The organism is Neisseria sp. Ec49-e6-T10 (assembly GCF_051132615.1).
Lineage (GTDB): Bacteria > Pseudomonadota > Gammaproteobacteria > Burkholderiales > Neisseriaceae.
In genome coordinates, this window is the sequence record NZ_CP152375.1 from 3,010,612 (window position 1) to 3,024,386 (window position 13,775).

At 34.2% G+C, this 13,775-nt stretch carries 11 protein-coding genes; 5 read left to right on the forward strand and 6 right to left on the reverse strand.

Going from position 1 to position 13,775, the window contains the following annotated elements; translation table 11 throughout:
- Positions 1 to 101: 101 nt before the first annotated feature.
- The 3 genes from AADH04_RS14900 to AADH04_RS14910 all read right to left on the reverse strand — a co-directional run bounded on the left by AADH04_RS14900 (position 102) and on the right by AADH04_RS14910 (position 3,317).
- Positions 102 to 1,421, reverse strand: a complete 1,320-nt coding sequence (locus AADH04_RS14900; RefSeq protein WP_434778064.1) for an NAD(P)/FAD-dependent oxidoreductase — start codon at positions 1,419 to 1,421, stop codon at positions 102 to 104.
- 584 nt (positions 1,422 to 2,005) lie between these two features.
- Positions 2,006 to 2,299, reverse strand: coding sequence for a putative quinol monooxygenase (locus AADH04_RS14905; protein WP_434778065.1), 294 nt, complete (start codon positions 2,297 to 2,299; stop codon positions 2,006 to 2,008).
- Between the two features lie 16 nt (positions 2,300 to 2,315).
- The gene (locus AADH04_RS14910; RefSeq protein WP_434778066.1) at positions 2,316 to 3,317 is read right to left on the reverse strand and encodes an aldo/keto reductase; all 1,002 of its coding nucleotides are present in this window, start codon (positions 3,315 to 3,317) and stop codon (positions 2,316 to 2,318) included.
- A gap of 122 nt (positions 3,318 to 3,439) precedes the next feature.
- On the opposite strand from AADH04_RS14910, the gene AADH04_RS14915 reads away from it, so the two are divergent.
- From AADH04_RS14915 to AADH04_RS14930, 4 genes are all read left to right on the forward strand, one after another.
- The gene (locus tag AADH04_RS14915; protein WP_434778067.1) at positions 3,440 to 4,330 is read left to right on the forward strand and encodes a LysR family transcriptional regulator; all 891 of its coding nucleotides are present in this window, start codon (positions 3,440 to 3,442) and stop codon (positions 4,328 to 4,330) included.
- Positions 4,331 to 4,514: 184 nt separating this feature from the next.
- Positions 4,515 to 4,934 carry a hypothetical protein gene (locus AADH04_RS14920; RefSeq protein WP_434778068.1) on the forward strand — a complete coding sequence of 140 codons (420 nt, stop codon included), beginning with the start codon at positions 4,515 to 4,517 and terminating at the stop codon, positions 4,932 to 4,934.
- A 14-nt stretch (positions 4,935 to 4,948) separates the two neighbouring features.
- A complete protein-coding gene (locus AADH04_RS14925; protein WP_434778069.1) occupies positions 4,949 to 5,839 on the forward strand; it encodes a hypothetical protein in 891 nt (296 codons plus the stop codon).
- A gap of 758 nt (positions 5,840 to 6,597) precedes the next feature.
- Positions 6,598 to 7,497 (forward strand): DMT family transporter, encoded by a 900-nt coding sequence (locus AADH04_RS14930; protein WP_434778070.1) that lies wholly within the window; start codon positions 6,598 to 6,600, stop codon positions 7,495 to 7,497.
- 469 nt (positions 7,498 to 7,966) lie between these two features.
- Here the strand turns inward: AADH04_RS14930 and AADH04_RS14935 are convergent, their stop codons facing one another.
- The 3 genes from AADH04_RS14935 to AADH04_RS14945 all read right to left on the reverse strand — a co-directional run bounded on the left by AADH04_RS14935 (position 7,967) and on the right by AADH04_RS14945 (position 12,393).
- Positions 7,967 to 8,944 (reverse strand): Acg family FMN-binding oxidoreductase, encoded by a 978-nt coding sequence (locus tag AADH04_RS14935; RefSeq protein WP_434778071.1) that lies wholly within the window; start codon positions 8,942 to 8,944, stop codon positions 7,967 to 7,969.
- A 236-nt stretch (positions 8,945 to 9,180) separates the two neighbouring features.
- A complete protein-coding gene (locus AADH04_RS14940; protein WP_434778072.1) occupies positions 9,181 to 11,856 on the reverse strand; it encodes an autotransporter outer membrane beta-barrel domain-containing protein in 2,676 nt (891 codons plus the stop codon).
- A 195-nt stretch (positions 11,857 to 12,051) separates the two neighbouring features.
- On the reverse strand, positions 12,052 to 12,393 hold the full coding sequence (locus AADH04_RS14945; RefSeq protein WP_434778073.1) for a HopJ type III effector protein: 342 nt from the start codon (positions 12,391 to 12,393) through the stop codon (positions 12,052 to 12,054).
- A 285-nt stretch (positions 12,394 to 12,678) separates the two neighbouring features.
- On the opposite strand from AADH04_RS14945, the gene AADH04_RS14950 reads away from it, so the two are divergent.
- Positions 12,679 to 13,629: an alpha/beta hydrolase gene (locus AADH04_RS14950; protein ID WP_434778074.1), complete on the forward strand. Its 951-nt coding sequence runs from the start codon at positions 12,679 to 12,681 to the stop codon at positions 13,627 to 13,629.
- Positions 13,630 to 13,775: the final 146 nt, after the last annotated feature.

The window sequence follows — 13,775 nt, forward strand, 5'->3', positions numbered from 1 at the left end:
ATTTTTCAACAAATAAGATTTTATAACAAAACTATTAAAATATCATTAAAATTTAACAAACAAACCAAGAAAAAAAATCATGAATAAAAACAAAATATGTCTTATAACCCTATTTCACTACAAGCAATAATATTTTCTTTAAATAAAGCTGAATTGACTGCAATATCTAAAATAGGAGAAGGTGGTAAATAATTGGCTTTTCCTAAAAACTGCATATCCAGAATCAATGGGTTATCAACATTACAAGCTAAGTCAGCCAAAACCATACCAGCCACCGTTTGTTTTGAGATACCAGAACCATTGCAGCCAGATGCAATATAAACATTGGAAGACAAACGCCCCCAAATTGGCGCACCATTTCTGGTAACACTGATGATACCTGACCATGTTTTTTCGATACTCACATCATTTAAATTTGGGTAAATTGATGCAAAAATTTTTCTGTGTTTCTGTGTCGCTTGATAAGTTTGATTTGAACTAATTTGTCCATTTGGTGCAAACGAAACGTGTTGTCGAATTAAAAATCTATTATCTGGGGTAAAACGTAATGTAGCAGCGGCAATAGCATTAATAGGTAAAATACCCCATGGGGTCATTTTCGGTAACCTACTTAACTGCTCTTTTGTAAGTGGTTCTGTTAAGCTGGAAAAAGTCGCCATTGGTGCTTGATTATTTGCCTGAGCAAATAACTGACCTGCAACAGCATTGGTTGCAATCATAACATTTGCTGCTGATATTTCCCCATATGGCAGTTTAATTTTGACATATTTGCCTATATCCAGCGATAGCACAGGGCTTTGCTCATAAAACAAAACGTTTTCAGGTAAATGCTCAGCTAGCCCGATCATCAATTTGGCTGGGTTGATCAAAATACCATCATTTGTATGTATGCCTTTTTGATAAAATTTTGTACCAAATCGATTAAAGATTTCGTCTTGTTGTAATACAGAAAACCCTTCATTTAATGACTGAAGCTCATGTATGTGTTGATTTAAAGCCTGATCAAATTTCTGATTAACAATACAATAATATTTACCTACCTCAGACCATTCACAGTCAATATTATTCATACTGACAAATTCACGTAACTGTGTAACCCCTGAAGAAAGAATACGGTTATAAACTTCAGCTTTTTTTAACTCAGATGCAGAACTATTTATTTGATGAGCCAAACCAATAATAAAACCAGAGTTCCTTGAGGAAGCATTATTTTCAATTGTATTGGCTTCAAGTAAGATCACTTTGGCAGAAGGATTATTTTCGGCTAGTCGCCTCGCAAAGGCAAAACCAGCATAACCTGCGCCAATGACCACCCAATCTGCTGTTGTATTTCCTGTAAACGAAGGAAAAACAGGAAAACGCTCAGGATAACTAAGCCACCCATTATAATTCTGGTTAAAAGGAATTTTTGCTTCTTTCATTTTTATTTTATGCTTTGATAATGAGCTTTTCATTATAGCCTGTTATGCGCTCAATTAGACAAAAATCTCCGTGCTTTCTTAAGAATGAATTTCTCCCATAAATAAAAGCCTTTAATCAAATAAAAAACTCAACTAGTTTTACTAAATATTGGCCAAAATTCGGATCAGTATAAACATATATTCTTTTAATTAAAGCACTTTATGCGTCAAATTCAAACACACTGCTAAATTTATTGCTTCTAAAATAAAATTGATTGGTCAGTTTTCCTGTTTCCTCAACTTCTACAATAACCGAATCTCCTATTTGTTTGATTATAAATTGATCAAAATGATATTCAAGCTGTTCAAAAAATATTTTCAACCAAATATTTATTATTCTGATGAAATAACACTATGCCTTTGAGCACACCTTATTTTGCAAAAAACACCTCACAATTTTCAATTAAAAGGCTGGCGATTTTATCAATATTTCTTGAACTGACTGCCTTAAAATAAGCAAACACATTTTGTTCATAACACATCTGCTTTTCTTTCATAACCTATATTTTGACTGATTAAATATTGAACTTGATTAAACTTTATTTTTATGTAACCGTTAATTCAATATGTTGAGTACCCAAAACAGATTCAACAAGATCGAGTGCGAAATATTTTTTTGTATAATCTTTTTGCATATGCTCTTGCATAGCCAATTGATTACTAAACACCTCCCAGAGCGTAAATAATTCTGCATGATCATGATGTTGAAAAACTTTAAAAACCTCACAACCTGGTTCCTTAATGGTTTGTTCGATTAATGCTAAAATAGCCACCTTAAGTTCTTCTGCACGCTCAGGTTTTGCTCGAATGAGTACAGTCAGAGCAATTTTTGTTTCCATCGTATAAACTCCTAAATTACTCATTGATACCTGTCATGGCAATTTGCGGGTATCGAGCACCAGCCACATTATGATGAAAATATTCTCTTAAAGTAGATAGCTCATCTTGAGACAAAAACACAGACATACTCTGAAAATTATCAAAAAGATATTTTTCAGTACGCGTACCAGGAATAATATGAATATGCTCACCTTGGTGTAATACCCAAGCAAGGGCTATTTGAGCCAAACTACACTCTTTAGCTTGAGCTAATAAATTTAATTGAGCCACCAAAGCTAAATTATGATTGATGTTCTCTTGATTAAATCGTGGCATAAACTGACGAGTATCTCCTTGTTTTTGAACTGATTCTAAATTCAACATACCTGATAATAAACCACGACTCATCGGGCTATAAGCAACAAAAGCCGTATTATGGTCTTTACAAGCCTGTAACATGCCGTCTTCAGGCTCCAAAGACAATAAAGAATACTCGGTTTGAATAGCCGCTATAGGATGAATTGCTTGTGCTTGCAAATATGTTTCTACAGAAACTTCTGAAAGCCCAATTTCCCTAATCAATCCCTCTTGTACAAGCTCTGCCAATATCCCTATTGTTTCTTCAATCGGTGTTGCAGGATCCCTACGGTGTACGTAGTATAAATCTAAGTAATCTACACCTAAACGGTCTAAGCTTTTTTCACATGCTTCACGTACATATTGAGTGCTGCCATCTACTGTACGAGCCATTTCACCATTAGCATTGCGTTTAATACCAAATTTAGAGGCGAGAAATAAATCATAACGGCTATATCTTTTTATAAATTTACCCAGTAAACATTCATTAGCACCCATACCATACATATCTGCAGTATCAAAATGACGGTAACCAATTTCTACAGCCTTATCTAAAATCGCTAAATTTTGATATTCATCACTTTTTCCATAAAACTCACTCATCCCCATACAACCCAAACCTACTCTGGGTACTGAATTTTGAGCCAATTTACCTTTTTGAATCATCATATTATTTTTCATATAACCATTTTCCTATTATTTATTTGTTATAAACCACCTGATCAAGATGAAAAACAGTGTATACAAATTCCATTTTTGCAGCTATATTTAAAATTGGATTATTTAATTGCAAAAATGAAATTATGTTAGATGACATAGCCTTATTTATCAAAATTGTTGAATCAGGTAGTTTTAATGAAGCAGCGAGAATATTAGACATGCCACCTTCAACCTTAACCAGACGAGTACAAAATCTAGAACGCCAACTTGGTTGTAAACTATTATTACGCAGTGCCCATCGCACAGTTCCTACCCAAGAAGGTTGGCAATATTTTGAACAGTGTCGCCCATTATTATATGCACTTGCCCAAACGACCCAAAAACTAGATGAAACATTTAATCAAGTTTCTGGCACACTCCAAGTTTTAGCACCAACTAACCTTGCAAATGGTCTATTGGCACCTGCTTGGGTGGAATTTATGCAGGAAAACCCTTTAATTAATTTGTCTTTAATACTGGCCAATCATACTGAAGACCTAATTGGTAAAGGTGCAGACTTAGCAATTAGAATAGGAAAACAACCCGACTCATCATTAAATATGCGTAAACTGGGTTCTGTCACTAATTTATTGGTGGCTTCCCCTAACTACTTAAGGCATGCACCTCACCTAACCATGGAAAAATTAGACAAACACAAATTAATTGTTGCCAACCCCTTATCTATATGGACATTTAAACATAAACAAAGCAACGAAACATTTAGAATTACCCCAAAAGCATACTTCGAAGTAAACGATTTATATTTAGCTATTAAAACAACCCTTGCAGGGCTAGGGATACTTTTTTGCCCATTAAGCCTTTGCTATAAATATATTGAACAAGGTGATCTTGTTCCTGTATTACCAGAGTGGCAGAATGAGCCAAGAGAAATTTTTGCAGTTTGGTCTCAACAGCAGTTTCTGCCCGCCAGAGTTCGAGCGATGGTTGATTTCTTGGTTTCATATGTCAAAACACAACCTCTTTTAAACGACTAAGTATCTTTATTTATAATTTTTACCTTGTTTATACACCAGTTGACGATTTATAAATAATAATTTATGATTTTATCATTCATAAAATATAAAAATACCTACCTAAAAATTTGATTGAAAGGTAATTATGCGATATCTTATTATCCTCTGTTTAAGTCTACTACTGCCATTTTCTCATGGAGAGGTTATGAATAAAGAAAACTCTAACTATCATCGATTAATAACCTCAGGCGTCATGTTTAACTCCATAAAAGGGAAACAATTTTCTATTGCAATTAGCATGAAAAGTAAAGACTTCGATAAATATTTAAGAAATACACCAACAAACCCTCCTATTACAGGAAAAGTTATCATCCATTCAGCTCAAGGAGTTCCCCAAATACATAGCTTAGTATTTACTCCTGACTTTCTAGGGGAAACTGAATTTACTTCATATGAACCTTGGAAAGAACTAACATCTAAAATATTAGTAGATGAAAAGACAAAAAAACCAATTGTATTAAAAAGAGGACAATATATTATCATACCTGAGTTATATATCCCGAAAAGTGCCCCTAATAACATCTTAACTATTATTAAAATAATGGAATTAGATCAGTTTGAATAGAAGAGGTATTGTTTATGAGCGAACATGCAACAATTACTATTAAAAATGATCGAGATTTAAATAATCGAGACTGGTCAGGTCGTACTGGTTCAGAAGGCGCAATTCATACATGGCTTGAAGTATCATTACCAAATAAAGATCCTGTTATTATAAGTTTTGGAGTAGCAGATGCTATAGGTACTGTCTGGGAAAAACCAGGAACTTTTTATAATCACCCTAACCGACATTTTGATGACTCAATATCTTTTCAAGTCCCAGTTGAAGATGCACAAAAGGTGATTGACCAATACATAAATGATCGAAATAATCCTCCAAATTATGAAATTCTTCCTAATAAAGGGGAAAATTTTAATTGTGTGACATATAGTAGTCATCTTCTAGAATCTATAAATATAAATATATTAAGGGGAATTAGTAATCCATACAAAGTTGATAATGCTATAGATGCAGAAAAGTTAGAAAGAATAAAACAAGGACTCAACCCAGATACAGGTGCTTCAGTACAAGAATTAAACCTAAATACAAATGTACTGACTAACAACATAAACTCAAATTCTTTAGAAATACAGAAGCTACACGAAAAAATAGGTGGCTATCTTTACCCAATATTAGCAGAAAATAATGTAAGCCAAGGTCATGCAGATTCCATGGTAGCAACTGCTGTACAACAATCTGTTTACGCCAATATTAATGCAGATCAAGTACAATTTGTGGGCATTGATAAAAATAAGAATTTAATTAACGTATTTAGTACAGACTCACTCTATAAAATGGCTAGTTTTGATGCCATTGCTGCAAGTAAAAATAACCCTGATGAAGTACTGGCTAATGCTCAAAGAGAATTAGATCAACCACAGCAACAAGAACCACAATTAAAAGAACGGAGTGGTCATTCCATAGGATAGTGCTATTCATACTCTCTAGTTTTTGTTAGCCAATGATTATTAGATCATGCTTAATTATCAACCATAATATCTATCGACATACTACTGTAAGGTGCACAAAAGCGCTCACTCACCTTAAATTAACCCTTCTTATATAAGCTCTGTCTATCTCCTTTAACTTCAGTATTCAGTATATTGACTAAAAAAATAAATTTATTTTTCTATAAATAATTTCAACTCAAATAACCATTATTTAAATCATAATAATTAGATATATAAAACATTAATTATTACTCTTTTTCTTCCCATTTTTATTTGCTAAGATAAATTACATGATTATGGTTAAAGACAAAAATTTAATCATGATTTATGACACAAACTTGACTAAATAACGTTAAGTACTACTTATTAAAATGGAGTACTCATCATGGTTAACGGTTATATTCTCTACATCAGTATTTTGTTCCTAAGTATTTTACTTCTGTATTTTTTTGGGTTTATATACGGGGAATCAAATTTATATTTTCAAACAAAGTAATGGAAAAAGACCTATAAAAATAATAGGCTTTTTTCCATTTTTTCTTCAACTTAAATCAAAATAACAAACTGATTTTTAATCATGCTGCTTATATTTAGCCCCAAAAAAAGCTTCAAATTCTGTTTAAATTCATCTAAACTTCCCTATTAAAATCAATTTTTTGTAGTATGCGGTGATGAAAACCAACTTTACAAATTGAACTATAATCATCGTTAGCTGTATTTAATGTAAAAAACTGTATATGAACAAACAAACATCATCAATAAAGTTTGGTACTTTATTATCCTTTCTTGCTGCTTTTGGTTTTTCTTTTAAAGCCATTTTTGTCAAATTAGCCTATAACGCTGCCTCTATTGATGCCATTACTCTTCTTATGCTTAGGATGAGCTTTTCAGTGCTGTTTCTAGTGATACCCACAATATTCATCATTAAAAATGGCAAAAAATTAGACAAAAAAGATTATATTAGCCTAATAATATTAGGCGTGATAGGCTACTATGGTTCAAGTATTCTCGATTTTTTGGGGCTTCAATACATAACCGCAGGCTTAGAGCGTTTAATTTTATTTTCATACCCCACACTAACCATTCTAATTGGCATTTTATTTATGGGGAAAAAATTTGAAAAAAAATTACTATTCGCTCTAGCACTTTCTTACGCTGGTATATTATTGGCATTTTTACATGATTTAAATGTATCAAATGATATCAAGTCAGTCATAATAGGCGCTACTTTCGTTTTTGGCAGTGCATTAACCTATGCTATCTATAATGTAGGAGCAGAAATTACCATAAAACGTTTGGGTGCAATGAAATTTTCTGTGCTGGCTTTATTGGTTTCAACAGCCTCAACTCAAATCCATTTTTTCTTCCAAGAGCCCCTATCTTCGCTACAAGGCTTACCAATAAGCATCTATCTGTACTGCATTGGCATGGCGCTTTTCTCAACGGTGTTGCCCATATTTTGGCAATCAGCAGCTATCCACAGAATCGGGGTAGAAAAGGCTGTCATGATTGGTATGCTTGGGCCAATGTTCACCATTTTTTTTAGTTGGTGGTTGCTTGGTGAAACCATTTCATTCGAACAGATACTGGGAACATTTTTCGTTGTTTTAGGTGTTTTTATTGCCATAAGACAATAAAAAATTCATTGATTATTTAAATTTTTATTTTTTAACCAATCAACAATATGTTGGATTTTATGGTTATTTCTTTTGTTATTCTATGCAACAGCAGATATAACCACGTTAAATACCTCTTTAAGATTACATCAAGTGGTGCAATACTACTATTGGATAATGGCACCAAAGCCACCGTTGGTGACAACTGACAAGTGCTATTTGAGACAAAATGGAACTGGTTTTATGGAATATTTAAGGTTGAAACCCATTTAGACGACAAAATGTAATCAGCTCATCTACATCCATAGGGTTAATTTAACGGGCTGGCATAATAAAATGAGCTCCTTCAAATGCACGAATACTGACGTTTTCATTAGTAGCTAATCGATGACCTTTATTTACAGCAATGACCAAAGGAGAGGTTGTAAGAGGGTAAAGGAGTCAAATCGTTTTTATACTCACCATATTCAATAAGTTTGAACCCAATTTATTAATCTATTAACACACAAGATACTGGGCGACGTTTAGAATAAGGCATAGGTTTTGCATACCCTACTCGTAAAATAATGGCAGGATATTGATTGGCAATATTTAATTGTTGTTTTAATTGTTCAGTGATTTCCTCTTCTTCACAAGGCTGATTCATATAAGTAGAAGAAATCCCTTTTTGCGTTAAACTCAACAAGAATCGTTGTAGCTTTTGCCCTAATTGTATCCAATCATTCACCTCATTGTTTTGGGTCGTTAATAAAATAAAGTGAGATGAAGAATCGATTTTTTTTATATCACTTTGATTTTGTTTTTGGCTATTTAAAAAGCCAGACATAATTTTTTTTGACAACCACCGAGGAAGATTGGGTGCACCAAAAGCGTCATACCCCAAACCATCGAGCGTTTCAATAGAATGGGATTTATTATAGCGAATCCAATACGAAAGCTCCGCAATAAATTCAGCATTTGCCATTTGTTTATTATTGCCCTGCACGATTGCTTTTTTCACTATTTCAAATTCTGTTGTACCATTTTTCCAGAAGTGAATATGAATATTTGGGTCTTGAATGGTTTGTGTCATACATTGATAAAGCTCTGTTTCATTAATAGCATGACCATTAAAAGTGCGACGATTCGTTTGTCTATTCTTCAACAAATCTAAAGAAAAATCAATACTGTTATTTGTATTAGTAGCAAGTGTCAGTTTAGTACATATGCCACCACCTGATAGAGATATTATGTTTAAATCATAGCCTAATTGATTGGCTGCTATATTCATATTTTCAAGACAACAACCTAAACTGATATAAAGCTCTCGGTGATTTGGGTCAACACAGGGTAAGGCGCGAGACAAATCGGGTTTAATCGTTATATTATTATGATCAATTTGAAATAACCAAGGCTGTGTATTATACCCAGATGGTGCCATAATGGCATAGTTTAATATTGCAAGAGTATCTTGTTTAAGATTAGGCATGATATAGTTTATAAGTCAATATTACCTCCATTGTATCCAATAATTGGATTATTATTCTAATATAATAATTAATAGTAAAGCGTATCTTATCAAAAAATGAAGTAATGACTTATAAGAAGATGGCGCTACCTACTGTAGACATAATCAGGCTATATTGCAAAGCTAAATAAAAAAACAGAAGAAAGTCTGACTCGCCTCTGCTTTAAGAACTTTATTTTATCTTGAATACACTACTTTTACCATTGGTAATTTAAACCCGCTTGACCTTCATAACGAGTGTAATTATTCCCCCCCCATTGAGCACCAACTTGCCCCCATAATTTCCAGTTTTTAGAAATAGTACCTTGTAGACCTAATTTACTTTCCAATCTATTTTTAGGTACTTCGTCCTTAAAAACTTCCCCGTTAAAACTTAACTCATTTTTTGTTGTATGATGTAGCCAGTTGGTTTCTATAAAAGGCTTCACACTATACCCTTCAACGACTCTACCATATAGCCTTGCGCCGATACGAGTAACCAAACCATTGGCTTTTGCGTTTCTTACTTCTATATGATTACCATCATTATGGTCATCTGCACGGTAATGTTTATAAGTTACTTGAACTTGAGGGGTAAGCATCATTTCCGTATTGCCTTGAGTGGCTAAATGAAAACCATAACCTGCTTCTAGCGAAGCTGCCCAATTATTTGAGTCGTATTTCTCTTCATTATTGGCTTGAGCTTCCCCAGTCACTTTATTTTTATACCAACCATATTGTGCCCAACTGTCTAGGTACAAACCTTTACCCTGTGCTTCATCGGCAAACCAAGTACCATATAAGCCCACACTATACCCCGTGACCTTACCTTTAGCTGCTGTACCTGTATATTTTGAGCGTACATCTGATTCAGTTTGCCCATACGCCCCCATAACACCAAGGTTTAAATTGCCTTCTTGCAACTGCCATTTGGCAATATCACCACCTAAATGGATGATGCTACTATCTGTATCTATATTCATCGAACCATTGATGCTTTTATTCTTGGTATTACGGGTTGATGCTCTAAGCCAGATAGATGAATTTTTCTGGCTATTTCCTGCTACATTATTTGCATGCCCTTGCCGATCATATAAAGTATGTATAAACAATGCCGAAGCTGCTGTTTGATTTGCTAAATAAGCCCCAATAGATGGGTTTCTTAAAACAATATCTGGTTGCTCTGGCTTTGTGGGGGGATCAATTGGATCTAAAGGATCACCACCAGGTTCTTCTTTTAAGACACTGGTTAAATACCAGTTTTGATTGTTTTGCCCCTTAACCAGAACATACTCATATGTACCTGCTGCAATAGCAGAATGCTGAATAAAAGTATCCGTACCAGAAGTACCCGTTACAATCACTTCTATACCGTTATTGGTTTGAGCCCCTAACCCACCTATATTGTTTACTTTTACATAAGTGTTACCACTGGCAGTACCATCAATAACCAATTTATCCGTACTGCTGGAGTCGTCCCCCAAAACAGTATCTATTAATAGCAGGGCATCATTACCTATATAATTATTATGAAATGTTAACATACCAATACTATTGTAACCTGGGCTAATAGTCGCCCCCGTATTTGCAGTGACTTGTTGACCAACACTGCCATACCCACTAAGTATCCCACCATTATTAATGGCTACTATTCCATTAATATGTGTGCCATTGGCACTGGCCCCAACAACCAGATTACCTTGATCGATTTGCCAATTTGTTGTGTTATTGTTTCCCGTTGTTGTGCCTTCAAGAATCCAATCATATAAACCTATTTTATTAAATACGGTGTTTTTCCAATAACCAGTCAATTGAGACAAATTAAAAATATTGTATCCAGTAGCTGCCGTACTATTCAAAGAAAAAGCATGACCTATTGAGACACCTTCATTATAGATGTCTCCAATAAACCGGCCATTTGTTTGTAATTCAATTGTATGTGCTACGGAAGCCGTTATATTTAAAGCACGAGAATAAGTAGCTCCATCACCATTTAATCCCGAAGAAATCACACCAGCATTAATGAGGGTTGAGCTGCCCATATTTGAACCAAATGTCACACCTCTTCCACCCTCACCATTGACATTATTATTGTCTCCACCACTAATGGTACCTGTGTTATAAATATAAGCACTAGAGCCATCAATATAGATACCATGCCCGCCCCGAGTAGAACTGGTTGTGCCATTACCTTTTCCACCTCGAATCGTACCACTATTATTAACAGTTATAGAGCCACCAGATTCAACTGAAATCCCCGCACCACCTCTGCTTGTAGTACCATCCCCACCAATAATTTCACCCAGATTGTCTAATCTTGAAATAATCGAACCATTATTTAAAAAAAGCGCGTTACTGCCCGCTATATGATTATCAGCACCATAAATTTGACCACTGACCCCATTTGTCATGGTATTAATGATGCTATTATTTAGGTATAATCCATTTCCTGTGGTTGCTGTATTATTCCCTGCACTTGCCGCCAATAAAAAACCATTATTTTGAAAATCATGAATTGACGAGCCTGAACTTAAAGCCAGTCCATGCCCACCTCTACCAGTGATACTCGTTGTATCACCACCGATCAAACGACCATTATTGATTAAGGTGCCAGTAAAATTGCCATTAATGAATAACCCAGAACCACCAGAAGAAACCGTTGCACCAGTATAAATACTGCCTTGATCAATAACTTGTGTTAAATTTGTGTTACTGGTTATGGTTAACTCTACACCTGCATACCCTGTATTTGTACTACTGTCTGTTCCGCTTCCTGTGTATAAACCTGATGGTGGTAAATTATCCCCCAAATAACCAGCCGCCCCAAAAGCCTGACAATATAAATTTAGCAAAGAAAAAGCAATGGCTGTTTGACGAAATATTTTTTTATGCACAATGGTACTTTCATTAGGTGTTTAAATGATAATACGGCTAAGAACCATTTACTCGCTTTAATCAGTCATGCTACTCATTATTTAAGATATATTCAAATACAATCTATATTTAATAACAAATTTCCTGTGCAAGCTAGGTTTTTCCTTACAAAATCAACATTTTAATATTTTAAGATCTGATAAAATAATAATTTATTAATTATTCGATTTAATAAGTGGGAAAGAATCAAAACTAACGGCTTGCAAACCACTTTTTTGTAAAGCACGAATATTCTGATGATCATTGCCTTCTGGCGTAGCCAATACACTGCGATAGTGTTCTGCAAATGCCAATAAAGCTTCTTCATGAGTAAACCCTTCTAATATGGCTAATGCCAATACTTTACAAGAACCCTCATTTTGCCCAGTAATATTCACTACATAACCATTATTAAAAGCGGTAGGCTGAAATTGATAATTTTTTTCAATAAATGCTAAGGTATCAACAAATTGATGATCAGAATGGGTCAGTTGTTTACGAAAATCAGCTAATGTCACTTTCTCTCCTTGAATGCTTGATACATTAAGCTTATTATAAAATAAAATGAATAGCCACAAAAATCATTAATCATAATTTTATGTAATATTAACCGTAATTTACATTAGCCGTATCACTTACACCCACTCTCTACTTTTTCAGTCATATTGATGATTCATATATTTAAACAGCCAATAAATTAAATTAATAAATAATTAATTAAACTTGACATAAAATATAACAAATAATATAGTCAATATTCACTCACATCAATCTAAACATTACAGGTAATTTAGGAGATTATTATGTCTAAAAAAGTACAATTAGAACAAGCGGCAGCAGAGTTTAGCAAAGCAACCTCAAACCATCCTTTCTTATTTGAATTACCGCCAGAAGAAGGCAGAAAAGCGGTTAACTCTGTTCAAGACTCTGCTGTATTTAAACACCCTGTTGATATAGAAGACCGTCAGACTGATTTAGGTCAATTAGGAAAAATCAATGTTCGCATTATCAAACCCAAAGGTGCAATAGGAAAACTACCTGTATACTTTTATATTCATGGTGCAGGCTGGGTTTTTGGTAATGCACATACACATGACAAACTGGTTAGAGAACTCGCGGTGAGAACCAATTCAGTAGTGGTGTTTCCTGAATACTCTCTTTCGCCGGAAGCCAAATATCCAACAGCAATTCACCAATGTTACTCTGTACTAGAACAAACCGTTGCAAATGCAGATAAAGAAAATTGGGATGTGAATAACTTAATTGTTTCAGGAGATAGTGTTGGTGGCAATATGGCAACTGTCATGACTATATTGGCCAAACAAAAAAATGGTCCCAAAATTAAAGGACAAATTTTATTTTATCCAGTAACAGATGCAAGTTTTGAAACAGAGTCTTATAATGATTTTGCAACTGATTACTTCCTTTACAAAGATGCCATGAAATGGTTTTGGGATCAATACACAACGTCAGAAAAAGACCGTAATGAAATCACAGCATCGCCTTTACGAGCAACAGTTGATCAACTAAAGGGATTGCCTGAAGCTTTGATTTTAAATGGTGAAGCAGATGTGTTAAGAGATGAAGGCGAAGCTTATGCAAGAAAACTACGTGAAGCTGGCGTACCTGTAACAGCAGTACGTTTTCAAGCCATGATTCATGATTTTGTTATGCTCAACTCTTTAGATCAAACTCACGCATGCCGTGCAGCAATGAATTTAGCTGTAAGTTGGGCAAACGAAAGAAATAAATAAAACAAAAAGAACAAAGAAGGATTGAGATAAATTTAATCCTTCTTTGTTATCAATATTACATTCTGTGCGATCAAAATAACGTCTACTCAATTATGACATTATCTTTAAATCGTATTTCTTCTATTTTTTGCATTTTAATATGCATA